At 42.4% G+C, this 26,090-nt stretch carries 21 protein-coding genes and 1 pseudogene; 12 read left to right on the forward strand and 10 right to left on the reverse strand.

The features are described from left to right. Nucleotides 1–87: 87 nt before the first annotated feature. Entirely contained in the window at nt 88–867 is a 780-nt protein-coding gene (gene pcaD / locus FTV13_RS03405; RefSeq protein ID WP_179992601.1) for a 3-oxoadipate enol-lactonase, read from the forward strand. 56 nt (nt 868–923) lie between these two features. Here pcaD and FTV13_RS03410 read toward each other — a convergent pair whose 3' ends face one another. Then, on the reverse strand, nt 924–1,811 hold the full coding sequence (locus FTV13_RS03410; RefSeq protein ID WP_179992602.1) for a DMT family transporter: 888 nt from the start codon (nt 1,809–1,811) through the stop codon (nt 924–926). 229 nt (nt 1,812–2,040) lie between these two features. After that, entirely contained in the window at nt 2,041–2,499 is a 459-nt protein-coding gene (locus FTV13_RS03415; RefSeq protein ID WP_179992616.1) for a GNAT family N-acetyltransferase, read from the reverse strand. Between the two features lie 457 nt (nt 2,500–2,956). On the opposite strand from FTV13_RS03415, the gene FTV13_RS03420 reads away from it, so the two are divergent. Next, nucleotides 2,957–4,045 carry a putative zinc-binding metallopeptidase gene (locus FTV13_RS03420; protein WP_180010995.1) on the forward strand — a complete coding sequence of 363 codons (1,089 nt, stop codon included), beginning with the start codon at nt 2,957–2,959 and terminating at the stop codon, nt 4,043–4,045. A gap of 73 nt (nt 4,046–4,118) precedes the next feature. Here the strand turns inward: FTV13_RS03420 and FTV13_RS03425 are convergent, their stop codons facing one another. From FTV13_RS03425 to FTV13_RS03435, 3 genes are all read right to left on the reverse strand, one after another. Next, the gene (locus tag FTV13_RS03425) at nt 4,119–5,615 is read right to left on the reverse strand and encodes a succinate CoA transferase (protein WP_180010997.1); all 1,497 of its coding nucleotides are present in this window, start codon (nt 5,613–5,615) and stop codon (nt 4,119–4,121) included. A gap of 125 nt (nt 5,616–5,740) precedes the next feature. After that, a complete protein-coding gene (locus FTV13_RS03430) occupies nt 5,741–6,916 on the reverse strand; it encodes a thiolase family protein (RefSeq protein ID WP_180011048.1) in 1,176 nt (391 codons plus the stop codon). Nucleotides 6,917–6,994: 78 nt separating this feature from the next. Then, nucleotides 6,995–8,776 carry an acyl-CoA dehydrogenase C-terminal domain-containing protein gene (locus tag FTV13_RS03435; protein ID WP_180010999.1) on the reverse strand — a complete coding sequence of 594 codons (1,782 nt, stop codon included), beginning with the start codon at nt 8,774–8,776 and terminating at the stop codon, nt 6,995–6,997. 563 nt (nt 8,777–9,339) lie between these two features. Between FTV13_RS03435 and FTV13_RS03440 the strand changes: the two genes are divergently transcribed. After that, complete coding sequence (locus tag FTV13_RS03440; RefSeq protein WP_005235816.1) at nt 9,340–9,948, forward strand: TetR/AcrR family transcriptional regulator; 609 nt, start codon at nt 9,340–9,342, stop codon at nt 9,946–9,948. A 53-nt stretch (nt 9,949–10,001) separates the two neighbouring features. Here FTV13_RS03440 and FTV13_RS03445 read toward each other — a convergent pair whose 3' ends face one another. The 4 genes from FTV13_RS03445 to cysK all read right to left on the reverse strand — a co-directional run bounded on the left by FTV13_RS03445 (nt 10,002) and on the right by cysK (nt 14,560). Beyond that, complete coding sequence (locus tag FTV13_RS03445; RefSeq protein WP_034704558.1) at nt 10,002–10,199, reverse strand: heavy-metal-associated domain-containing protein; 198 nt, start codon at nt 10,197–10,199, stop codon at nt 10,002–10,004. Nucleotides 10,200–10,253: 54 nt separating this feature from the next. Next, complete coding sequence (cueR, locus tag FTV13_RS03450) at nt 10,254–10,688, reverse strand: Cu(I)-responsive transcriptional regulator (protein ID WP_159122916.1); 435 nt, start codon at nt 10,686–10,688, stop codon at nt 10,254–10,256. Then, nucleotides 10,688–13,378 (reverse strand): heavy metal translocating P-type ATPase, encoded by a 2,691-nt coding sequence (locus tag FTV13_RS03455; RefSeq protein WP_180011001.1) that lies wholly within the window; start codon nt 13,376–13,378, stop codon nt 10,688–10,690. Before FTV13_RS03455 ends, cueR begins: the two co-directional genes overlap by 1 nt. Nucleotides 13,379–13,561: 183 nt before the next feature. Beyond that, nucleotides 13,562–14,560 (reverse strand): cysteine synthase A, encoded by a 999-nt coding sequence (cysK, locus tag FTV13_RS03460; protein WP_004785600.1) that lies wholly within the window; start codon nt 14,558–14,560, stop codon nt 13,562–13,564. Between the two features lie 291 nt (nt 14,561–14,851). Here cysK and FTV13_RS03465 point away from each other — a divergent pair, with 291 nt between their 5' ends. From FTV13_RS03465 to FTV13_RS03485, 5 genes are all read left to right on the forward strand, one after another. Beyond that, the gene (locus FTV13_RS03465; RefSeq protein ID WP_179992606.1) at nt 14,852–15,172 is read left to right on the forward strand and encodes a metalloregulator ArsR/SmtB family transcription factor; all 321 of its coding nucleotides are present in this window, start codon (nt 14,852–14,854) and stop codon (nt 15,170–15,172) included. Nucleotides 15,173–15,378: 206 nt separating this feature from the next. Beyond that, nucleotides 15,379–17,127 (forward strand): SulP family inorganic anion transporter, encoded by a 1,749-nt coding sequence (locus FTV13_RS03470; protein WP_180011003.1) that lies wholly within the window; start codon nt 15,379–15,381, stop codon nt 17,125–17,127. Nucleotides 17,128–17,440: 313 nt separating this feature from the next. Next, nucleotides 17,441–18,637: a serine/threonine transporter SstT gene (sstT, locus tag FTV13_RS03475; RefSeq protein WP_004785593.1), complete on the forward strand. Its 1,197-nt coding sequence runs from the start codon at nt 17,441–17,443 to the stop codon at nt 18,635–18,637. Between the two features lie 42 nt (nt 18,638–18,679). After that, the gene (locus FTV13_RS03480; protein WP_104426089.1) at nt 18,680–19,354 is read left to right on the forward strand and encodes a YoaK family protein; all 675 of its coding nucleotides are present in this window, start codon (nt 18,680–18,682) and stop codon (nt 19,352–19,354) included. A gap of 15 nt (nt 19,355–19,369) precedes the next feature. Continuing rightward, nucleotides 19,370–19,906: a DUF2058 domain-containing protein gene (locus tag FTV13_RS03485; RefSeq protein ID WP_104426088.1), complete on the forward strand. Its 537-nt coding sequence runs from the start codon at nt 19,370–19,372 to the stop codon at nt 19,904–19,906. Between the two features lie 196 nt (nt 19,907–20,102). On the opposite strand, the pseudogene FTV13_RS15825 reads toward FTV13_RS03485, so the two are convergent. Further along, nucleotides 20,103–20,430, reverse strand: a pseudogene (locus tag FTV13_RS15825) (hypothetical protein). Between the two features lie 430 nt (nt 20,431–20,860). On the opposite strand from FTV13_RS15825, the gene FTV13_RS03490 reads away from it, so the two are divergent. The 4 genes from FTV13_RS03490 (at nt 20,861) to gcvH (ending at nt 26,084) form a co-directional block, all read left to right on the forward strand. Further along, nucleotides 20,861–22,120: a mechanosensitive ion channel family protein gene (locus tag FTV13_RS03490; RefSeq protein WP_125278616.1), complete on the forward strand. Its 1,260-nt coding sequence runs from the start codon at nt 20,861–20,863 to the stop codon at nt 22,118–22,120. Between the two features lie 247 nt (nt 22,121–22,367). Next, nucleotides 22,368–24,224, forward strand: a complete 1,857-nt coding sequence (locus tag FTV13_RS03495; protein WP_180011005.1) for an ABC transporter ATP-binding protein — start codon at nt 22,368–22,370, stop codon at nt 24,222–24,224. Nucleotides 24,225–24,598: 374 nt separating this feature from the next. Further along, nucleotides 24,599–25,627, forward strand: a complete 1,029-nt coding sequence (locus FTV13_RS03500; protein ID WP_104426084.1) for an AraC family transcriptional regulator — start codon at nt 24,599–24,601, stop codon at nt 25,625–25,627. 82 nt (nt 25,628–25,709) lie between these two features. After that, on the forward strand, nt 25,710–26,084 hold the full coding sequence (gene gcvH, locus FTV13_RS03505; protein WP_104426083.1) for a glycine cleavage system protein GcvH: 375 nt from the start codon (nt 25,710–25,712) through the stop codon (nt 26,082–26,084). Nucleotides 26,085–26,090 lie beyond the last annotated feature (6 nt).

The raw sequence follows: 26,090 nt of genomic DNA on the forward strand, positions 1-26,090 counted from the left end.
CTAACCTCCCTTTCTTGCACAAGGCTTAAGCAGTGCTTATGCCTTGTTCAGGGAGGAACTTTTAGAAGGAAATAAAAGGAATAACAAATGCCAATATTTACATCAAATGATGCCCAGATTAATTACCAGACTTTTGGGGATGCTAGCAAACCTGCATTGGTATTTTCCAATTCACTGGGCACCAAATACAGCATGTGGCAGCCACAGATTGCGCATTTCCAGCAAGATTATTACGTAATCTGCTATGACACCCGTGGTCATGGTGGTTCGGAAGCACCGCAAGGCCCGTATAGCCTGGAGCAGTTGGGTCAGGATATAGTGAATCTTCTGGATCATTTGAACATTGCAAAAGCAGCATTCTGTGGTATTTCTATGGGTGGCTTAACCGGTCAATGGTTAGCGATTCATAAGCCAGAACGTTTTAGCCAGGTGATTGTCTGCAATACTGCAGCCAAAATTGGCCAGGAACAGGCATGGCAAGACCGTGCTGCGCTTGTCCGTGAGCAAGGTCTTGCTCCGATTGCTGCAACTGCGGCATCACGCTGGTTTACCGATCCCTTTATCCAGAGCAACCCGGCAGTCGTTGCAGAACTTTCAAACGACCTCGGAGCTGGCAGCCCAGAAGGCTATGCAAACTGCTGTGAAGCTCTGGCTAAGGCGGATGTCCGCGAACAACTTAGTAGCATTCAAATCCCTGTGCTGATTATTGCGGGTCAGCAGGATCCGGTGACGACTGTTGCAGATGGACAGTTTATGCAGCAACGTATTGCGAATAGCCAGTTGTTTGAAATCAATGCTTCGCATATTTCCAATATTGAACAACCGGAAGCCTTTAATCAGGCAGTACAAACTTTTCTTGCTGCTTAATTCATTCTTATAAAAAAGCCACGATAATTCGTGGCTTTCTTTTATTCGAGTATTTGTTAAGCCCAGATCACTAGCATCGCTGCAATCACCACCAGCCCCAAGCCCCAATGTTCGGCACGCGCCAGTTTTTCTTTAAAGAAATAAGCGGAGATTAGCAGACTGAATAGGATTTCGATTTGTCCCAAGGTTTTCACGATTGGCACGCTCATCATACTCATGGCGGTAAACCAGCCAAGGGAGGCCATAAAGCTACAAAAACTGACTTTAAAAGTAAGCCCCAAACGTTGCCACATGGCAACTAAGGTTTTTCGGCTAAACAGACTGAGGTAAATCAGCATACTGATGCACTGGAAACCAATCACTGAAATCAGTACCCATGAAGCACGATGCACGGTTGGCAACATCGGTAGTTCCAGACTGGCTTCACGTACCAAGAGTGAAGTAATAGCAAAGCTCAAACCGCTGCCGATTCCGATGGCTAAAGTCTTGGTGGATAAGCCGGTCAGCTGATTGCCTTTACTAAGCAAAAACACAGCATAACCACCGATCAGCACCCCGATCCATGCCAGTACAGAAAGATGATCTGATAGAAAAATCACTCCGATAATGGCTGCCAGAATCGCTTCACTTTTTGCCAGTCCAACGCCAATCGCATAATTTTTCTGTTTAAACAGCTGCACCATCAAGGCGGTTGCCAGAATCTGGCTGATACCCGCAATCAGGATATAGATCCAGTACTTCGGGGTAAAATGCACCACACTTTCTACCGGTTTGAAGTGGTATAAAGCTGCAATGTAAAGCCCGGCCAACGGAAAGCCAAACAGGAAACGTGCCAGTGTCACGCCCCAAATATCGACAGTGGTACTGAGCTGCTTTTGAAAGGCATTTCGCCAGGCCTGCATAAATGCAGCCATTAAAGTAAAGAAAATCCAGCTGATTGCCATACCCTGATCATTAATACCGTAAAAGTGAATTAATTCTATGCCTTAGTACAATCTATGACTAATTAAAAATGAGATAATGGCTAATAGCTAAAAGTTTAATTTTCTAATTTAAAAATAATTAAAATTTATCAATTTGACAGGGATAAAATTGATTTCTCAGATTCCAACTATGCTAATAAGAAAATAACTCCTGATCTTTGATTAACTTATAATAAACGGCTCTTCTATTTTAAGAGACTGAAGATGTTTCATCAGAATAAACTTTTTCCATTGGAATAAAGCGAATGCCATGTTCATGAGTAAGTTCACCTGTTTCTACAAAACCAAATTTTTTATAAATATTGAAGCCATATAAACTGGATTTGACTGTGATCCTTTGATGCCCTTGATTACAGATTTGTTCTTCTAAAAAATTCCACATTTGTCGTCCATATCCCTGCCCCTGATAAGCTGGATCCAGAAAAAAGTGCATGAAGTGTGCAGGTTCCATATAGGCCACCACGCCCACAATTTTTTGATTAATTTCTCCAACAAAATAATGAATATCAGCTCGATCAAAAATGGTCTGAAGAATTTCAGGTTGAAAACGCTTGCGTCCCTCTTCACTAGAAATCAAGACATCAACAAATGGGGCAATGACGTTCGCAATTGCTAGTGTGTCCTGAACAGTGGCTTTTCTTATCTTCATCATATTTTAATACCCCAAAAGCAGAACTATAAAATGAAAAATAATTTATTTTTCTGCACGATGTATGTTTTAACATTGAGGAAAATATATACCAATTAGGTCTTATGAAAAACGCTATTCAATCAATTTTTTTCAATAATTTTTGATCTCTAATTTTTTTATAGTTTGCATTATTCAGTTTTTTTAAATTGATACTCTCGTTTTTATTTAAGAAAAAAATACATAAGTCAGTTCATCGGTTTTTTTATTTCTGTCAGCTTTTCGTCTATAAACAGTCACTAAACTATAATTTAATGAATAATTGATCACACGCATTTTACAATTAATCAACATAGTGTTTTTTAAGAAATTTTTATGATGAATTTTTAAACAGGATAAAATTCCGCAATGCAATCTGAATATAAATTATAGAGTTTCAGTAATTCATTGTAATTCATTCATTTTGCAGGGAGTATCGATGAAGTATTTTGAATGTCCAGTTTGCGAACAGCAGATCTTTTTCGCCAAATTCGTATGTGATCACTGCCTTTCGTCTATCGGCTATATCGCATCCGAAAAAGAAATGACGACATTTAAAAAGCTGAATGCTCAGGAGTGGGTTCCCGTTGCCGAGAAGTATCAATATTCCCGTTATAAACCTTGTTATAACTATACCCATTATCAGGTATGTAACTGGATGATCCCCGTAGATGACGAGGAAGATTTTTGCGAATCCTGCCAGCTGACTCATGTAATTCCAAATCTGGAAAATGCCGAAAACATGATTTACTGGTATCGGCTTGAGGAAGCCAAACGCCGGTTTCTATATCTGACCCAACGTATGAACATTATGCCTCGTCCAAAACATTCGGATGATGATCCATTAGGTTTGCGTTTTGATTTTCTTCTTCCTGAAAAAGACAAGCCAGTACTTACCGGCCATGCCAATGGGGTGATTACCTTAAATGCTTTCGAGGCCGATGTGGTTTATCGTGAAACCACCCGGGTCAATATGGGTGAAAATTACAGGACATTATTAGGGCATTTTCGTCATGAAAGTGGGCATTTTTATTTTAATGTCATCCAGCATCTACATCCGGAATTACTCGATGAACTTCGCCATTATTTTGGAGATGAGCGGCAAAATTATAGTGAAGCACTAGAGAGGCACTATAATCAAGGTGCGCCTATCAACTGGCATGAAAAATATATTAGTCCCTATGCCACTGCACACCCGTGGGAAGATTGGGCTGAAACCTGGTCACATTATCTGCATATCATGGAAACACTGGAAACTGCATTTTATGCCGGTCTACGCGTGGAAGGTAATGGCCGAAATCTAGCCAGTATGGACTTTAAAGAATGCCCGATTGGTGGACAGGATTTTGAACATATCCTGGAAAACTGGGTCACCCTGACTTTTAATTTGAATGCCTTAAACCGCAGTATGGGTCTGGAAGATGCTTACCCCTTTAAGCTGACTGAAGCTGTGAAAGATAAACTGCGTTTCATTCATCGGCATATCTTGGATAAAGTCTTTAATAACCCACGTCTGATTCAGAACTAAAATATTTATCTAGTACAATAAATAAAGCCCGTGATTCACAGGCTTTATTTTGGGCTTATTTTAAGAAAGAGAACTAAGCAATTTTCATTGAACCGGTTTCTTCAAACTGGGCATGCCAGGACAAAGCTTCATTTAACAAATGCGGTGTTTGCCCACCATGCGCACAGGCGCGCTCAAAGTAATCATTCAGACTTTTACGATAATCGGGATGAGCACAAATATCGATAATCTTGCGGGCACGTTCACGTGGTGCCAATCCGCGCAGATCGGCCAAACCTTGCTCTGTTACCAGAATATCCACGTCATGGTCAGTATGATCTGTATGGCTCACCAGTGGAACCACAGACGAAATCGCACCACCTTTGGCATAGGATTTAGTCACAAAAATCGCAATATGTGCATGACGGGTAAAATCACCTGAGCCGCCAATACCATTCATCATCTTGGTGCCAGCGACATGGGTTGAATTCACATTCCCGTAAATATCAAACTCCAGTGCGGTATTGATTGCAATTATACCCAGACGGCGAATCAGCTCAGGGTTGTTGGAAAGTTCTTGCGGGCGTAAGACAATTTTATCTTTGTACTGATCAAAATTCTTCATCACCCGTGCCGCACATTCATCGCTCAGGGTCATGGAACAACCAGAAGCAAAGGTCATTTTTCCTGAATCGATAAGCTGGAAAGTACAGTCTTGCAGGACTTCAGAATACATTTCAAGATTATTGAAATTAGAATGTTCAAAACCTGCAAATACGGCATTTGCCACGGAACCTACTCCGGACTGCAGCGGCCCCAGATTTTCAGGTAATCGTCCTGCGGCGACTTCATTTTCAAAGAATTGAATTAAGTGGCTGGCAATCGCCAGTGTTTCTTCATCCGGCTCATCCATTGCGAAAGAAGTATCCGGAATCTCATTAATGACAATCGCAGCAATTTTTTCAGGTGCAACATGGATTCCGATTGTACCTATCTTGTCACTGGCTTGCGTCAAAGGAATCGGACCACGGTTTGGACGGGTTTTAGGCAAATAAATATCATGTACGCCTTCTAGCACCGGATTAACTGTTGTATCAATTTCAACAATGACCCGATCTGCCATTTCGATGAAATTCGCCGAGTTTCCACAAGAACCGGTCGGAATAATCTGGCCATCTTCAGTAATGGCCGTTGCGGCAATTATAGCTACATTAATCGCCGGCAGGTTTTTATGACGGATATTGTCTGCCAGTTCAGAAAGATGCTGATCGATATACATCACTTCACCATTATTGATGGCCTGACGTAAAGAAGGATCAGCCTGATAAGGATAACGGCGGATTATAACGTTAGCTTCATTCAGTTTCCCATCAATCCGGTTCCCCAGACTTGCACCTGTCGCCAAGGTAATATGGATCGGATGCTGCCGGGCATATTCAGCCAATGCCAAAGGCACAGTTTTCGCTTCACCGGCGCCGCCAAAACCGCTCAAACCAATTACATCACCATCTTGAATCAATTGTAGTGCTTTTTCTACAGGTACTACTTTATCTTGTAATGCGAGCAAACGAATACGCTCTAAACCGTTCATAAAAATTCTCAAAAATTAAAAATAAAGAGACGCCTGCTCCTGGCGTACCAGAAGCATTGTGGTCTAATTCAAAAAATATTTAAGTTTGCTACTTTAAGCATATGATCATGCAATTATGAAAAGACTTAAATCAGTTCTACAGCAATCGCTGTTGCTTCCCCACCGCCAATACACAGTGCTGCAATGCCTTTCTTGCCACCAGTACGCTTTAAGGCATGAATCAAGCTCACAATAATTCGGGAACCGGAAGAACCTAGGGGATGACCAAGCGCACAGGCACCGCCATTGACGTTCACTTTTGCTGGATCAAGTTTAAAAGCATCTATTGCTAACATGGTTACCATGGCAAAAGCTTCATTAATTTCCCAAAGGTCTACGTCCTGAGCATCCCAACCCGTTTTTTGCAAGACTTTTTCAATCGCGCCCACTGGTGCAATGGTGAATTCTGATGGATGCTGCGAATGGCTGGCATAAGCCAGAATATTCGCTAGAGGTTTCAGGTTACGCTGTGCTGCAATCTCGCTCGATGTTACGACCAGTGCTGAAGCACCATCGGAAATTGAACTGGCATTTGCCGCAGTAATTGTTCCATCCTTTTTGAAAGCTGGACGTAAGGTTGGAATTTTGTCAGCCTTGGCATTTAAAGGCTGTTCATCCTGTTCTACCACGACATCGCCTTTACGGCTACTGACAGTGACCGGTACGATTTCATCTTTAAAGAAACCTTGCTGCACCGCTGTCACGGCTTTATTTAATGAGCCAATCGCATAGGCATCCTGCTGCTCACGGGTATAGCCCTTTTTATCTGCCATTTCCTGAGCAAGGATTCCCATCGACAGACCTGTTTCCGCATCTTCCAGACCTTCCTGGAACATATGGTCAATGACTTTTCCATGCCCCATACGGAATCCGGCCCGTGCCTTGTCCATTAAATAGGGTGCGTTTGACATCGATTCCATACCACCTGCAACCACAATCTCTGCTGAACCGGCCTTGATTGCGTCTGCTGCTTGCATCACCGCCTTCATGCCTGAACCACAAATTTTATTAATCGTGGTCGCCCCGGTGGAATCCGGTAGACCCGCCTGACGCATGGCCTGACGTGCCGGACCCTGTTTTAAACCGGCAGGAAGAACGCAGCCCATAATCACTTCATCAATATCATTGGCTGCCAGACCTGCACGCGCTACCGCTTCCTTGATCGCTACAGCACCCAAATCTGGTGCCGTACAGCTTGAAAGTGAGCCTTGAAAACCGCCCATTGCGGTACGTACAGCTTCTACAATTACAATCATTCTAATCTCATCCTTTAACATCATTGTTATCAACACTGCAAAGTAATAGCTCTACAGTGTTCGTCCTTCGCAATATTTGCGGGTTTAGGCCTGTGCAGTGAAATATTCTTCTGGCAATTGCATCACCAGCTCCGCACCTGCCTGAATACGTTGAATTCTCGCACTCAAATCCGGGAGTACTTTAGCAATATAGTAATTAGCCAGTACCAGTTTATTCTGGAAATAGCTTTCTTCTTTGGTAGCCGCCGCTTTACTGATACGCGCATACATATAGACGAAGCTCAACAAACCTACGGCGTGCAGATAATCAACAGCAATGGAGTTGGCGAAATCAGGATTCTGCTGAGACTGCTCAACAATAAAATTGGTAATATCTTCCAGTTGCTGACAGGTATCTAAGGTTGCCTTTTTAATCGTTAAGGCATCATCTAGACTTTGGGCAAATTCACGGATTTCTGCAATATACTCTGCAATATATGCACCTTTACATTTCGTAGTTTTACGGCCAATCAGGTCAATTGCCTGCACCCCATTGGTCCCCTCATAGATCTGTGAAATGCGCAGGTCACGGATACATTGTTCCATGCCCCATTCACGGATATAGCCATGACCACCGAAGCACATTTGTGCTTCAAGTGCAGCATCCAGTGCTTTATCGGTGAGGTAAGCTTTGGCAATAGGCGTTAATAAAGCCACACGATCAGTTGCTTTACGTACCGCCTCAGGGTCGGTGGAGTATTTGGTAATATCCAGCTGCTGGCCGACATAGACTGCGAAAGCACGAGAAGCTTCATTATTGGCACGCACATTCAGCAACATACGGCGTACATCACCATGTACCAGAATTGAATCGGCTGGTTTTTCTGGTGATTTAGCACCGGTTGATGCACGGCCCTGTAAACGGTCGGTCGCATATTGTGCGGCATTCTGATAAGCAAATTCTGCCGCGCCAATGCCTTGAATCCCCATCGACAAACGTTCATAGTTCATCATCACGAACATGCCCGCCAGACCTTCATTTTCATTACCCACCATATAGCCTTTGGCACCATCAAAGTTCATGACACAGGTTGCCGAGCCTTTAATACCCATCTTATGTTCGATCGAACCGGCAGCGACCGCATTGCGCTCACCCAGGGAACCATCGGCATTAACCAGGAATTTTGGGACAATAAACAGAGAAATACCTCGTGAACCTGCTGGCGCGTTCGGTGTTTTGGCCAGTACCAGGTGAATGATATTTTCACTCAGATCATGCTCACCGCTAGTAATGAAGATTTTGGTCCCGGTAATGTTATATGAACCATCTTCGTTTGGTTCAGCCTTGGTTTTGATAATGCCCAGATCTGTCCCTGAATGCGGCTCAGTTAAACACATCGTGCCTGACCATTCACCCGTATAGAATTTTGGCAGATAGGTTTCTTTCTGTTCCTGCGAAGCACGGTCATTGATCGCCATGCCAGCCCCCACGGTTAACAGCGGGTAAAGCATGAAAGAGGGATTGGTACTCCAGATCATTTCGTCTGCAAGTACAGTCAGCATTTTTGGCATGCCCTGACCGCCCCATTCTTCAGGCGCGCCCAGCCCCACCCAGCCACCTTCGGCAAACTGTTTGAAAGCTTCTTTAAAGCCTGCAGGTGTTTTGACTTCACCATTACTAAACTGAGCACCACCTTCTTCATCTGCAGGGCGGTTCAGATCAAGAATCACATTCTTGGAAAACTTGGCCATCTCCTCCAGAATTGCATTTGCAGTTGCCATATCTAAATGTGCAAGATTTTCATTGTCTTGCCAAAATTGTTCGGCCTGAAACACATCATTTAAAATAAATTCCATGTCTTTTAGCGGCGCATTATAAATAGGCATTTTCATATTCCTTCACTGGTGATACTCAATTCTGTTACTGAGTATTTTTTCATTATGGATTCGAGAAAATATTTTGAGGATTTTTGCTCGAATCCATGCATGTCATTCAAAAATCATCATATCGAATTAATCTGGCGATGAATTCATTGACATAAATTAGCGATATAAAATTTAAAATCAAAAACTTTATACCTCTGGTATTTACTGAATCATTAAAACTTAAATCCATTGATGAATGAAAAATTTAAGCTGTTAAAATGACTCTGGCTTCACTTCGCTAAACCTTGTCTGGTCTGGGTTTAAAACGAAAATATGATTCAGCTTTATGCCCTAAAACCATAAATCAAATATATTGAAAATGGAATTTTATTTAGCAAAGTTGATCTCAAGGGTTCAATTTTCTTGACAATATTTTTAGCGCAGCTGTATATGACTTTTTTCTACAAGAAATGTTGAATAAATATACAAATTTAGATAAATATCACGACCTTAGTTTTATAGCTATACCTGTGAAAATAGCATATTCTTAGTAGGTTCCTTTTCGAAAATGATGAGTCAAGAAGATGACGACTGTAAGACAGCAGAACTTCCTTCTTCGTAAAGAGAAGATCCTGAGCATGGCGGAAAGTCTACTGCTTGATAATAATCAGGACATCACCTTGAGTGAACTTGCTGAAGAACTGGACATCGCCAAAGGAACCATCTACAAGCATTTTAAAAGCAAGAACCAGTTATATTTAGAACTCATCATTCTGAATGAAAAAAGAATTCTGGCAATTTCCGATAAATATAATAACGATATTAAAAATTATGTTTCGCAATATATGCTTTATCACATGCTCAATTCAAACCGGACTATTTTGCTGCATGTTATTGAAGAGCGTTTAACCAATAATGAAAAAAACCTGAAAGAGTTATTTCAGGAACTCTATCGTATTCGTGAAGAACGGATTATCCGCATTAAAGATATGACCCATGATTATCTGGTATCTTTAGACAGTGCCATGTCAATCCGGGATTATTTATCTTATATCTGGACAGTCACTTATGGCGCTTCATTATTATTAAATTCGACCAGTTATCAAAAAGCGATTGGTTCACGTGAACGCCTGATTAAGCTATATATTAATCAGGCATTGATGACGCCAGATAAAATATCGGCAGTTTCATAAAAAATGCCTAATCATGATTAGGCATTTTAGAATTATTTTTTAAATGGCAAATATCAAGCCATAGTTTCAGGCGGGAAGCCATCTTCAGTTAATGCCGCGATAATCTCAGATTCGCTTGCACTCGATTCAACTTCCACCATTTTGCTGACCACATCAACATCTACTTTAGCATTTTCATCCAGCTCCTGAATGGTTGCCGTCACACTACGTGCACAACCACCACAAGTCATATTTTCAATACGGAATTTCATCTTGATCTCCCTTTGATCAGTTTAAATTTGGGTTAAGCGAATTTTAATTCAAGGCTATTGATCTGCTTTGATAGCCGTATGTGCAGTTTTCCCATGTGACACACCCTGCTCAATCTGTTTCAGAATCTGACAGTCAGATTGCTCATCTCCAGCACACTGTGCAACCGATTGCTGCAAAATTTTCATCATATTTTGCATGTCCGCAATTTTCTGTTGCAGTAACTCGATATGCTTTTGCGCCAACTGTTTGACATCACTGCTGTGTCTGGCATCGTTCAGCCACAGGCCGAGCAATTCTTTCATCTGTTCAGAAGAAAAACCCAGTTCACGCGCATGCTGAATAAAACTTAAAGTCTTGATGTCATCGTCACTATAGATACGATAACCCGAATCGCTACGTTTAGGATTGGGTAATAAACCGATATCTTCATAATAACGGATCATTTTGGCCGAGATCCCGGAGCGTTTCGCGGCCTGTCCAATATTCATTACACTGCCTCCTTCAACTGGATCGGCTGATAAGTCTTTAAACGAAGCGCATTGCTGACCACAAAAACTGAGGATAATGCCATCGCGCCTGCTGCAAACATCGGTGATAACAAAATACCGAAGAATGGATACAACAGACCGGCAGCAATCGGAATCAAGGCAATATTATAGACAAAGGCCCAGAACAGGTTCTGTTTGATATTGCGCATGGTCGCCTGACTCAGGCCAATACCGGTTGCCACATGCTGTAAATTTCCAGACATCAGCACCACGTCTGCTGCTTCGATTGCGACATCCGTACCAGTTCCTATTGCCATTCCAACATCGGCCTGAGCCAAAGCAGGTGCATCATTAATCCCGTCACCGACAAAAGTGACGATGCCATGTTGCTGTTGGAGTTGGCGTACCGCATCGACTTTTTCATTAGGCAGAACTTCAGCAATGACATGATCAATCTTCAACTGTCTGGCAATGGCCTGTGCAGTATGCTGGTTATCACCGGTAATCATGGCAATCTTTAAGCCTTGATCATGTAAGGCCTGAATCGCACTATAGGTTGTGGCTTTAATCGGATCAGCCACAGCAATAATGGCAGCCAACTGCTGATCTATCGCGACATATAAAGGCGTGCGTCCCTGCTCGCCTAACTGTTGTGCTTTCTCTTTAAAAATATCGACACTTAAGCCCAATTGCTGCATCAGGCGTTCTGCGCCAATATGAATTTGCTGACCTGAAACTTGAGCTTTCACGCCTGCACCAGTGATTGAATCAAAATCACTGACTTCAGGTAGTTGCAACTGTTGTGCTTTCGCAGCTTCCACAATCGCATGAGCAATGGGATGTTCGGATTTGGCTTCCACTGCTGCGACCATTTGCAATACTATTTGCTGCTCAAAACCAGATGTCACTGCAAAATCGGTTAGGGCTGGTTTCCCTTCAGTTAAGGTTCCGGTTTTATCCACCGCCACAACTCTGGTTTGCTGCAAGAGTTGCAATGCTTCGCCTTTACGGAACAAGATACCCAGCTCTGCTGCCCGGCCGGTGCCGACCATAATAGATGTTGGCGTAGCCAGGCCCATTGCACAAGGACAGGCAATAATCAGTACTGCAACAGCATTGACCAGTGCATAAGTCAGATTCGGTTCAGGACCCAACAGGAACCAGACAATAAAAGTCAAAGTCGCGAGCAGCATCACAGCCGGTACAAACCATAAGGTCACTTTATCGACTGCCGCCTGAATGGGAAGTTTTGCGCCTTGTGCCTGTTCCACCATATGAATAATCTGAGCTAGAACTGAATCTTGTCCGACTGCTGTCGCCTTGATCTGCAAGGTGCCATTCTGATTTACCGTTCCGCCAATCACCCGATCTCCAGCCTGTTTAGCCACGGCTAAAGGTTCACCGCTGATCATCGCTTCATCGATATAACTTTGACCAGAAACGACTTCACCATCAACTGCGACTTTCTCACCCGGACGAATCTCGATCAGCATGCCCTGCTGTACATCAGCAATTTTCAGATCAACCCAGGTTCCATTTTGCTGTACTCGAGCAGTTTTTGGCTGCAAGCCAACCAGATATTGAATCGCTTCAGAGGTTTTACCTTTGGCTCGAGCTTCCAGATAACGTCCCAGTAAGATCAAGGCAACAATCACAGCCGCCGCTTCGAAATACACATGTACAGTGCTTTGCGGCAATAATTGCGGAAAGAAAGTGGAAATACAGGAAAATCCATAAGCGGCTATTGTTCCCACGGCAACCAGAGAATTCATATCGGGTGCCAGTCGCAACAATGCCGGAATCCCATGCTGATAAAACCGCCGTCCTGGAATCAGCAAAACCAGAGTCGTCAGTACAAACTGGATATACCAGCTGTTTTGGGTACCTAGCGTATGTGCAATCCAGTGATGAAAAGCCGGAATCAGATGTGAACCCATTTCCAGAATAAACACCGGAACAGCCAGAATTAGTGCTAACCATAAGTCACGTTTTAGCTGTTCAGTTTCAGCGGTTTTCTTTTCCTGAAATGCCGTCTGGGCATCGGTAGCCTGTGTATCTAATTTTTCATGGGCGTTATAGCCAGCTTTTTTGACAGCAGCAATTAAAGCTGGAAGCTGACTACGCGGCGCCTTGACCGAAGCTGTTTCAGTGGCGAGATTGACGTGTGCTTCACTTACCTGATCGACTTTTAATAAAGCCTTTTCTACACGTGCCACACAGGAGGCACAGGTCATTCCTTCAATAGCCAGTTCAATTCGGTCGGTTTGAATATCAAAGCCGGCCTTTTGTACCGCCTTAACCAGTTGGGAAACAGCGAGAGGACGAATTGCAGTGACGTGAGCTTTTTCGGTTGCCAGATTAACCTGCGCATCCAGTACCTGATCGACTTTTTTCAAGGCTTTTTCAACACGAGCTACACAAGAGGCACAGGTCATGCCTTCAATATTTAAATCAAACTGCTGGATCACGGCTTCAAAACCGATTTTATTGATAGCATTGACGAGTTGCGTTGCAGGAATAGGTTGTTCACTTTTTAAAAAAGCCTGTTCAGTGGAGAGATTGACGTTCGCTTCCACCACACCTTCAATTTTCTTTATGGCTTTTTCCACACGTGCGACACAAGAGGCACAGGTCATTCCTGAAATCTGTACCTGCTGTTCGTACAACTGTGTGGTTGCTGGTTTATTCATTCTGCACTCTCCATTCACCCATTCACTGCCTATGCTATAGCTTAAACATTACCATAATGGGAAGGTCAAGCTTCTGGTTTAAATTCTTGATCTTTCATTATATGAAGGCATAAAGTCCAATAAAAAAGCCCAAAGATGACTTCAGGCTTTTTCGAGATTTAGTGAAACTAATTTGTTAAATATTTACTCAGCAGAAATATCTTCAAAAAGAATTGAAGATAAATAGCGCTCACCACCATCTGGCAGAATCACCACGATATTTTTGCCTGCATTTTCAGGACGTGCAGCCAGTTGCGCAGCTGCAGCCATTGCAGCACCACTTGAAATACCCACCAAGATGCCTTCTTGAGTCGCAGTTTTACGTGCCCATTCCACTGCATCGCTACTAGTAATGGCAATCACTTCATCTACCAGATCCAGATCCAGGTTCTTTGGAATAAAGTTCGCGCCAATACCCTGAATTTTATGTGGTCCTGGAGTGAGTGTCTCACCACGTTTTGCCTGACCAATAATGGCAGATTCAGCAGGCTCTACAGCAACTGAATAAATCGGCTTGTTTTTCACTTTTTCAAAAAAGCGTGAAATACCGGTAATCGTACCGCCTGTACCTACACCCGCTACCAGAATATCGACATTACCTCCAGTCGCTTCCCAGATTTCAGGACCGGTCGTCTCTTCATGGATTTTTGGGTTGGCCGGATTTTCAAACTGTTGTGGCAGGTAATACAGTTCAGGATTTTCATTCACCAGACGTTGTGCTTCTTCCACCGCGCCTTTCATGCCTTTGGCTGGATCTGTCAGTACTAAATTAGCACCTAATGCTTTCACCACTTTACGGCGTTCAATACTCATGCTGGATGGCATGGTTAAGGTAATATCATAGCCTTTAGCCGCTGCTACAAATGCCAGCGCAATACCGGTATTACCACTGGTTGGCTCAACAATGTGCATACCCGGCTTCAATTTACCTGACTTTTCTGCATCAGCAATCAAGGCTGCGCCAATACGGCATTTCACCGAAAATGCCGGGTTACGGCTTTCAATTTTCGCAAGTACAGTCGCTCCGCCTGAAATGGCACGATTGATACGAACCAGAGGGGTATTACCAATTGCCTCTGCATTATTGCTATAAACCGCGATACCTAAATTGGCAGGTGTTGGAAAAGCTGAATCTGTAGTCATTAGAATATCCTTGATGTTATTCGCCAAGATGTATTTACATGATACAAGCATTTTCCGGCTTTGTAGATGCCTGAAACAAGATGGAATCACGATAGCAGTTTGAAATGAAACATCTTCTTTCTAAAAAACCGGAACACGATAAAATTATCTTATATTTTAATTAGTAAATTATAACTATTCTTGATAACACAATTCATTAAAAACCATAGTAATTCACGCTTTCTATCCATCAATTCATGCTGTTCGAGTCGTATAATTCGCGGGCTGTAATTGTATAAATGGACATAGTAAATGAAAACCGATCTTGAAATTGCCGCGATGCGGGATTCAGCTCAACAGGTTGTCGGTATTTTAAAGTTAATGGCCAATACGGACCGACTGCTCATTTTATGTCATCTCTCCCAAAATGAACTGAATGTCTCTCAAATTGAAGAGATTACCGAGATCAGACAGCCAACCCTGTCTCAGCAGCTCATGATTTTGCGTAAAAGCGATGCGGTAAATACCCGTCGAGACGGTAAACAGATCTATTATTCGATCAAAGACCAGAACCTGGTAGAAATGTTAAAAAAGCTTTATCAAATCTACTGTGTAAATCAAGCAGTCGCTTAAAGCTGCAATTTACCTCATTCGTCCTGTTTTATTTTAAAGCGATCTGCCTGATTTAAATTTTCTCTACTGAGAGTTTTAAGTCTTTTGCCTTGATCCTTTGTCCTCTCATTCATTTTTTAAAATGTGAATGATCACCTATTTATATCCTAAGACTTCTTAGCAGAATTTGTGCATAATATATCTATATTTGTGATTTAGACCTGTATATGCCAAATTTTAAGTCTAGACTGCTCAATAGACTCCCTGCCTGGTCATGGTTAAGTCAGTACAGCCCAGTGAAATTAAAATCAGATGTACTGGCTGCCCTGATTGTCGTCGCGATGCTGGTACCCCAAGGGATGGCCTATGCCATGCTGGCAGGTTTGCCACCGATTATGGGACTCTATGCCAGTATTCTACCAATGATCATTTATGCCTTATTGGGCGGCAGTACGACCTTATCGATTGGACCAGTAGCCATCATTTCCATGATGACCTTTGCCACACTGAATCCTTTATTTGAAGTAGGTTCTCCGGTCTATATTGAAGCGGCAACTTTATTGGCATTGATGGTCGGCATTATTTCCCTGCTTTTGGGCCTGTTCCGTTTTGGCTTTTTGATTCAGCTGATCAGCCATCCAGTCATTCAGAGTTTTATTATTGCTTCGGCTCTATTGATTGCTTTTGGACAGTTCAAATTTCTGGTGGATTTGCCTTTAAAAGCCAATAATATTCCCGAGCTGGTGAAAAGCCTGGTTGAATATTTGCCACTTTTGCATCTTCCGAGCCTGATCTTTGGCCTGCTTTCTATCGGCCTACTGGTTTATCTGCCAAAACTATTAAAATCTCAAGCGATACAAAGTCGGATCGGTTCGACTGATTTTCTGGTTCGAGCAGTTCCACTGTTTCTGGTTTTTCTCGGTATTGCTGCCGTTCTGTTTTTGGATTTAAAAGTTCAAGGCATTAAAACGGTCGGAGAAATTCCTTCAGGCTTTCCGCCCTTGTCTTTCCCGCACTGGAACTGGGAACTGGTGATGACCTTATTACCGGGTGCCAGCATGATTGCCATGATCAGCTTTGTAGAATCTCTCTCTATTGCTCAGGCAACGGCGCTACAGCAGCGTAGCAATTTAAACAGTAACCAAGAATTAATTGCGCTCGGTGTAGCCAATATCAGTGCCGGAATCAGCTCCGCCTTTCCTGTAACCGGCAGCCTGTCACGTACGGTGGTTAATGCTGACGCTGGTGCCAAAACACCTTTGGCTGGCGTATTGTCTTCTTTATTGATTGTCGTGGTTAGTCTGTTTTTTACCAGCTTCTTTGAGGATCTGCCGCTGACCATTCTGGCTGCAACCATTATTGTGTCTATCTGGAAACTGGTCAATTTCCAGCCTTTCGTCGATGCCTGGCGTTATTCCAAAGCTGATGGCATTGCCATGTGGATTACTTTTTTTGGTGTGGTATTACTGGATATTACTACCGGTCTAATCGTCGGGATTATTTCGACCTTTATTCTTATGCTATGGCGCATCAGCCGCCCTCATATTGCAGTCGTGGGTCTGGTCGAAGGCACCCAGCATTTCCGGAATATCCAGCGTCATCAGGTGATGACTTCTGATCGGGTTCTATCTCTGCGTATTGATGAAAACCTAAGTTTTTTAAATGCGCATACTCTTAAAGGTTATCTGATTAATCAGTTAAGTTTAAATGACAAGTTAGAGCATGTGATTTTGAACTGCTCTAGTATTAGTGCCATTGACTTGAGTGCTTTGGAAACGCTGGAAGAGCTCAATGCTGAATTATCCAAACTGAATATTCGCCTGCACTTTGCAGAAGTGAAAGGCCCGGTATTCGACCGCTTGCAAGCCTCCAAACTCATGACACATTTGAGTGGCCGGATTTATCTAACCCATTTTCAGGCAATTCAGGATCTGGCTCCGGAAATCTTCGAGAAGCCTCAACATTATATGATTTAAGATTTTTTAATTCGTTGTATGATAGACATGCTGTCATGCAACGAATTGAACTGAAACATAACTGGAAATGATTGATTTAAATTCTATATTCATTTAAAAAATAAAGATTAAAAACCAATCAGTAAATCTGGCTATTTCTAAGAATTTTGTATGGAAATAATACGATCAAGATAAAAAACCATCTTAATTATTTATTAATTTTCAGTCACTTAAATATTATCTAAAAATATATTTTAAGCGATCCTTAATTTAAGTATAAAATAACGCAAATTTTTTTCGCATTTAGCCCTCGTAATTTTCACAAGGCAACCTTATGTTTTCTGCCCTATCGCGTCTGAGTTTAGTCTCCCGAATCATCATCGCCATTATTCTAGGCGTTGGTGTGGCTCTGTTATTTCCTGAAGCTGCACCTTCCTTAAGCCTGTTGGGTGATCTGTTTATTAAGGCACTAAAATCCGTCGCGCCAGTTCTGGTTTTCATTCTGGTTCTTGCATCAATTGCAAATTTCCAGGTTGGCCAGACCAATTCAACGATAAGACCTATTATGCTGATGTATGCTGTCGGCATGTTCCTGGCAGCATTAAGCGCTGTGATCGCCAGTATTTTATTTCCAAGCACATTGTTCCTGGATATTGCAGCGCAAGGTGATTTACAGCCGCCAGGCAGCCTAGGTGAAATTCTCAAAAATTTGGTGCTGAGCTTTGTAGCGAACCCGGTGGTTGCCATTGCTGAAGCGAATTTTATTGGAATTCTGGCATGGTCAATTGCGTTAGGAATTGCCTTCCGTCATGCATCACACACAACTAAAACCTGTTTAAATGACGCTGCCAATGCAATCAATTATGTAATTCGTCTGGTGATCAGCTTTGCGCCAGTGGGTATTTTTGGTCTGGTTGCCGTGACTTTTGCTGAAGCGGGCCTAGATACCTTGACCAGCTATGCGCATTTATTAGCTGTTCTGCTGGGTACCATGGTATTTGTAGCCTTGGTGATTAACCCGTTAATGGTCGGTTTCATTACCCGTCGTAATCCGTATCCACTGGTCTTTACCTGCTTACGTGAAAGTGGCATTACCGCGTTCTTTACCCGCAGTTCTGCTGCCAATATTCCGGTAAACCTGGACTTGGCAAAACGCTTAGGTGTGAAAGAGACTACTTCAAGCGTAGCAATTCCTTTAGGTGCAGCAATTAACATGGCCGGTGCATCAGTGACGATTACCGTGTTGTCTTTAGCTGCAGTAAATACTTTAGGTGTTAATGTTGACTTCACTACTATGCTAATTCTTTCTATCGTAGCGACTGTGTCTGCGTGTGGTGCTTCAGGTGTGGCTGGTGGTTCACTATTGCTAATTCCCGTGGCTTGTGGCCTGTTCGGGATTTCTTCAGATATCGCAATGCAAGTGGTGGCAATTGGTATGGTGATCAGTGTATTGCAGGACTCTACCGAGACTGCACTCAACTCATCTACCGATGTTTTATTTACAACAGCAGTAGACCGCGCTACAGATTGATTTTATATTGAAGAATCAAGATGTTTTTCTAATGATATTGCCATGCCATTACAGCGTTTACCATCGTGGGTTCAATTGGGTGCATTCTTCCTTGCGGTAAATGCCGGAATGATTAATGTATTAGGACTGGTGACCGTGTTGCATCAGTCCGTTTCACATATGACCGGTAACGTCAGTATGCTGGCGATGGCGCTGCTGGACTGGCAACCACGCCAGATTTTGTATCTGATTCTGGTTACGCTCTGTTATGTGATTGGCTCGATGTATAGCGGGCTGATTTTAGGAAATAGTCACTTTCGCTTGGGACGCCTGTATGGTTATCCTTTAAGCCTGGTGGCTTTTTTTATATTCATTTGCTGGCTGTTATTGCCCTATTTCCCGCGTTATGCCTTGTTATGGGCCTGTGTCGCGATGGGTGTACAAAATGCCATGGTCAGCCACTATAAAGGTGCGATTATCCGGACCACCCATTTGTCTGGTGTACTGACCGATTTAGGTCTGGCTATGGGCTATCGCCTGCGTGGTCTGGTAGTAGAATCCCGTAAAGTGATCCTGCATATGCTGATTCTGGCCGGCTTTTTGGTGGGTGGCATACTTGCCAGCTGGATTTATCCTTATTTAAAATTAAATGCATTCCTGGTCCCTACAGTGTTAAGCCTGCTGCTTAGCCTGACCTATTGGGTGATCTATTTACGTTATCGACATCAACACGACTAATTTCTGGAAATTCTCATGGTTAAAAATGCATTACAGGCACAATTGTTAAAGGCAGGCTTGGTCGATAATAAAAAAGCCAAAAAACTGTCTAAACAGGCTGTACATGAAAAACGCACAGGTGACAGTAAAGAAGCCGAAATCAAGGCCAAGATTGAGCAGGACAAACAGGAAAAGCTGGCTAAAGACCAAGCCATTGAACAGGCGAAAAAAGCCCAGTTGCAGGAAAAAGAACTCAAAGCTGCCATCATGCAGATGATTAACCAGCATAAAATCCGCGATACGGATGGCGAAATTAGTTATCAGTTTATTGATGACAGCAAGATCAAGAAAGTTTATATCAACCAGCAGATTTATAATGCACTGGTCGCTGGCAGTCTGGTGATTGCACGTGAAAATGAGAGTTATGCCTTCCTGCCTAAAGCTCTGGCGGATCGCATCAATTCAAAAATGGAAGGCTTTATCATCGTGAATAATTCAGAGAAAAATGAAGAAACTACTGATGAAGAAGATCCATATGCAGCTTATGTGATTCCTGATGATTTAATGTGGTAAACACATTTTCCTTAAAAGAAAAGCATAAATAAAAAAACCGGCATACTTGCCGGTTTTTTTAATCTGTTTCATTAAGTCTATGTCAGCTTGTCTTTTGCATATTCTTGTTTTAATAGATAGCAAATTTCACTCAATTCAAATCCTATGTGGAAACTTCAGATTTCATATAACAGGCTTTAAATGAAAGCGCTAATAACTAAAATTTAGTCTGTAAATATTCAATAAATCCCTCAATTTTCTTAATCACGTATAAGCAGATATGCAAAGGACTCACGTTATTTTGCTGAGCTTTTTCTACCCTATACTTTGCTCTTTCTAAGAGTGCTATTACATAATGTATAGAGCTTTTAAGAATTTTTTCGTATCTTTTTTTGAATACAAGTAACAATCAATTTTTTCAAAAGATTCATCATTAACCACTATCTCTAATATAGTGTTATTAATTTCATGGCTTATTGATTGCTCAATATGTTCCAGTTCATAGGAATGTAAGCTTGTGCTATAACTATTTGAAGATTTTTCATTTTTAATGATTAAGATTATATGATTTTAATCCTAGCACTATCCCCTAAAAAAAGTAAGTATATAAAATGTAAAATAAACATTAAGTTATGTTGAACTAACATAATAAACGCTATACCAAATTCTTTAATTCACTCTGACCTTTTTTAATTTTTTAAAGTTTAAAAAGAAGCATAGGAATACCAAGTTAGGCTGTTCTATCGATTTTTCACATTTCCTAGCCATTAACCAATCAATTTTCATTGATCTATTCAATCTGAATTAACCTCAAGGAAAAAAATACTGTTCCGATAAAATAAAAACAAATGCCTGAATAGTGATTAAGTTTGCAGCCTCTAAGAAAGATATGTTTTAAAAGGTTATCCAAGATTAAAAAATTGCGTTTAAACCTATAAACTCTAACAAATTTTTTGAGTTAAAGAGAAAGATCAGTTGGAACAGTTTAATTTTATTCAGAATATTCGAGATTGGGCCGATCAGTACCCATGGCTGGAAATGTTATCTTCACTGAGTATTGTGATTTTACTGGCCATCCTTGCCAATGTGTTTGCCAAACAGATTGTCGTACGCGGTATTCGTCAACTGATTTCCAAAATGCCCTTTGCCAATAATCAGATTTTTGCTGAACATAGTGTGATTCGCCGGATTTCCAATATTGTTCCGGCAATCGTGATCATGAACGGGATTACCACTGTCCCGCATTTATCCGATAAGGTGCAAACCTTTGTGCAAATGGGTGCTCAGGCGTTTATTTTCCTGACCATTGCTCTGGCACTCGGTGAGTTACTGAATATCTTTAACCTGATTTATCAGCGTAATCCCAAGTCACGCAACAAGCCGATTAAAGGTTATTTACAGCTGGTCAAGCTGATCATCTTCATTGTTTGTGGCTTGATGATTTTAGGCACTTTCCTGAAAAAAGATGTATTCACCTTGCTCGCTGGCTTTGGTGCGATGGCCGCTGTCCTGATGCTGGTCTTTCAAAATACGATTCTGTCACTGGTGGCTTCGGTTCAGATTTCATCTTATGACATGGTACGTATTGGTGACTGGATTGAAATGCCGACCCTAAATGCCGATGGTGATGTCATTGATATGTCATTACATACAGTGACTGTGCAGAACTTTGACAAGACTGTGACCACGATTCCGACCAATAAACTGGTGACTGATACCTTTAAAAACTGGCGCGGCATGCAGGAAGCGGGTGCCCGCCGGATCAAACGTTCAATTCATATTGATCAAACCAGCGTACATTTCATGACGGCTGAAGAACAGAACAAGCTGAAAAATTTTATCCTGCTGGATCAATATCTGAATACCAAATCAGAAGAACTAGAGAAGTTTAACCAGCAGCTCCAGCATCATTCACAATACAACCAGCGCCGTCTGACCAATTTAGGAACGTTCCGCGCTTATCTGGAATTTTATCTGCAACAGCATCCGGGTATTGCCAAAGATTTCTCATTGATGGTGCGTCAGTTACAACCGACCAGCGAAGGTTTGCCACTGGAAATTTATGCTTTCACCAATACGACGGTTTGGGCAGAGTATGAGAATATCCAGTCAGATATCATGGACCATATTCTGGCGATTATTCCGGAATTTGGATTGAAAGTTTATCAGGCGCCTTCTGGAAGTGATTTTAAAGAATCTTTTAACGCGAGTTCTTCATCTCCGATTATCACTTAAACTAACCTCTTAACTTAAGCCCGACATAATCTCTATTTCGGGCTTTTTTATTCTCAGTATTTAAAACGATTTCAAGCTCTTATTTTTAGTTTTCATATCAGCTGGCATAAATCTGGCATGAGTTTCTGCTCTGCAACCTAAAGTTTGATTTAGTTAAACATTTGTGGCAATTTCACTCAAATTCAGACTTCAAAAAGCAGAATCCTTTATAATCCTCGCAAAGAAAATACATGATAAGAGTACGTTAATGTTTCGATGGCTTGAACGGCTGGTAGACCCCTATCCCACCAAAAACCTGAATCAACCTTTACCCACCAGCTTTTTCCCCTTTGTCTGGCAGGCAGCTTATGGGGTACGCCGTTATTTGCTGATTCTAGTGTTGTGTACCGCAGGTGCAGCTAGTTTTGAGGCCTTACTCTATTCAAAAATTGGCGATCTGGTGAACTGGTTGAGCCAAAGTCAGCCAGACACTTTTTTAGATCAACATGCCAGCAATCTAACCTTATTAAGTATTATCTTGCTGGCCAATATCCTGTTTGCCAGTGCCCAGTCCCTGATCAAGCATCAGATTTTATACAGTAATTTCCCGATGCGTCTGCGTTGGCGCTTCCATAATTTATTGCTCAAACAGAGTTTGGACTTCTTCCATAATGACTTCGCCGGACGTTTATCAGCCAAAGTCATGCAAACGGCGCTGGCGATCCGGGAATTCTGGGTCATTTTGGGCGATATGTTGGCCTATGTGCTGATTTATTTCGTCACAATTAATATTGTTTTGGGTGCCATTTCACCCTTACTTATTTTGCCGCTTATGGTCTGGCTATTACTGTTTATCTGTGCTGCCTGCTATTTTATTCCAAGATTAAGCAAGATTTCATCCTTACAAGCGGATGCACGTGCAGTCATGACCGGACGTGTGACTGATGCCTATACCAATATTCAAACCGTAAAACTGTTTGCGCATGCAGGTCGCGAAAGTCAGTATGCCAAATCCTCCATGCAGGAATTTATGGTTACGGTGTATAAACAGATGCGTCTGGGCGCTCAATACGAAATCAGCATTCTGATGCTGAGTGTTGTGCTATATGCAGGTGTGCTGGGAACTGCGATCTGGCTCTGGATGCAAGGTCAGGCGCAGCTCGGGATTATTGCAGCCACCACAGCGATGGTATTAAAGCTGAATAGTATTGCCGAGTTTATGATGTGGCAGACCTCTGCCCTGTTTGAAAATGTCGGTACTATTCAGGACGGGATGAAAACTCTGAGTCGTCGAATCAATATTCAAGACAAAGAAGATGCGAAAAAACTGGAACTGAAACACGGTGAGATTAAATTCGATAATGTCACTTTTGCCTATAATGAAAAACCGGTCATTGACCAGTTTAATCTGACCATTCGTCCGGGTGAAAAAATCGGCATCGTAGGTCGTTCCGGTGCCGGTAAATCAACTCTGATTCAATTGTTACTGCATTTCTATCATCTGAATCAGGGCCGTATTCTGATTGATGGCCAGGATATTGCCGATGTCACTCAGGACAGTCTGCGTAAAAATATTGCGCTGGTCACTCAGGATACGTCTTTGCTGCATCGTACCGTTGCTGAAAATATTAAATACGGTCGTCCAGATGCGACTGATGAAGAAATGTTTGAAGCTGTACGCAAGGCCAAAGCAGAAGAATTCATTCCGAATCTGACTGATTTGCGTGGCCGTAGAGGCTATGACGCCTATGTAGGTGAACGTGGCGTGAAGCTTTCTGGTGGACAGCGCCAACGTATTGCCATTTCCCGGGTATTCTTGAAAGATGCACCGATTCTGATTCTGGATGAAGCCACCAGTGCTCTGGATTCTGAGGTTGAAGCGGCTATTCAGAATAGTCTGGATGACTTGATGCAAGGCAAAACGGTTATTGCGATTGCGCATCGTCTTTCTACCATTGCGCAGATGGATCGTCTGATTGTGATGGATCAAGGTAAAATTGCCGAGCAAGGTACGCATGATGAACTGGTGGCCTTAAACGGAATCTATGCGCAGCTATGGCAGCGTCAAACCGGCGGGTTCTTGGTACAGCAACATGCCAAAACTGATAACTTACACGAAGCATAATCGCTCTATTCAGTAGTAGCTAAGCTCTACAACAGAAACCGAAGCATTCTATTTGAGTCACTTGAATAGCCATGCTTCGGTTTGCTTTTATGGGAATATCAACTATTCCACAAGCATTTTTAAATTCCAGATTATTCAAAAAACAGCCCTATTCTGAATTAATAGAAATCTGTAGGCTTAAAATTAAATCCCTAAAATATCTCTGGTTTACATTGATTTCCAACTTTAAGTTGAGCTACTCTGCTTGAAGTTGATTAAAATCTGCTTGTGGAAATTGCCACAGCTTTGTCCAACAATTTTTATCAAGAAAATGGCTTTTTCATGCCAATATGAAGTGAAAATAAAAAAATTTGAATGAGTGCAACGGATCGCGCATGAAAACAATAGCTCCACGCCAAGACCAAGGTATTCCAGGTGTATACGGTCTCTTGCTTCTCGATGTCATTTCCCGCTGGGGGTATAATAATGAGTCGCTTTTTAAGCCTTTTGGCCTGACCAGTGAACAGTTGGCAGATCCTGATTACCGTATTCCGACCCCTGTGGCCAATGAACTGGTCAAGCATGCCCTGAAGCTCACTGGTGAACCGACACTGGGTTATCACTTAGGTACCCAGATGCGGATTTCGATTCATGGCTTTATCGGTTATGCCATCATGACGGCGAATAATATTACCGAAGCTCTGGTGCTAGCGAACCGATTCATTCAGTTACGTTTACCCTTCCTGCAGCTATTTTTCTCGACCTTTGGCGCTAAGGCAACCGTACAGTTGCAAACTGATATTCAGCTGGAACCGCTTCGCACCGAAATTTCAATTGCCCTGATGATTGGCCTGATCAGTATGGCCAAAGCCATTACCGGGGTTAACGATGCAACCGGTGAAATCGACTTTGATTTCAAAAAACCGGAAGGTTTTGAGCGCTTCATGGCGAAATTTCCTACGCATCAGTTCCGTTTTGAACAGCCGCATTTAATTTTAAGCTTTGATAAAAGCTACCTGATGAACAAGTTGGTACACGCTGATCCGATTGCTAGCCAGATTGCGATTAACCAGTGTGAAGCTGAATTATCGGCACTTGGTGAACGGCACCGGATTGCCATGCGGGTACGGGATATTCTGACTCATTCCGAACAGCATTATCTGAGTATTGAAAGCGTAGCTGAACGGCTGCATATGTCGGATCGAACCTTAAAGCGTCAGTTGGCCGCTGAAGGTACTTCTTTCTCTACGCTAGTGGATGAAGTGCGCTACCGGCATGCCACTTCCTTATTATCCCGTACAGACTTTACTCTGGAGCAGATCGCTGATGAACTTGGCTATAGTGATGTGGCCAATTTTAGTCGGGCGTTTAAGCGCTGGAGTGGTCGTAGCCCGAGCAACTGGCGTAAAGATCCTTATTTATAAGCACGGATAAACCTTTTGTTTTGGCCAAAAAGAATGTATAAAACATATCAAAAATGATCTTAAGATTTTTAGGGAGTTATCAATGAATCATCCTTCAGAATTAAAGTACGCAAGTACGCATGAATGGGTACGCATTGAGGGTGATCTTGTTGTGACCGGTATTTCCGACCATGCACAGGATGCATTAGGTGATCTGGTTTATGTAGAAGCACCAGATCTTGACTCACATATTACTGCGGGCGAACAGGCTGGCGTGGTTGAATCAGTGAAAACTGCTTCTGATATTCATGCACCTGTCTCTGGTACAGTGGTTGAAATCAATGCTGCGCTTGAAGATGATCCTGACTTCATTAATGATGACCCGTATGGCAAAGGCTGGATCTATAAAATCAAACCGGACAATATGGCAGATGTAGAAAAGCTATTGTCTAATACAGAATATGAAGCTGGCCTATAAGCTACT

The organism is Acinetobacter sp. YH12235 (genome assembly GCF_013417705.1).
Lineage (GTDB): Bacteria > Pseudomonadota > Gammaproteobacteria > Pseudomonadales > Moraxellaceae > Acinetobacter.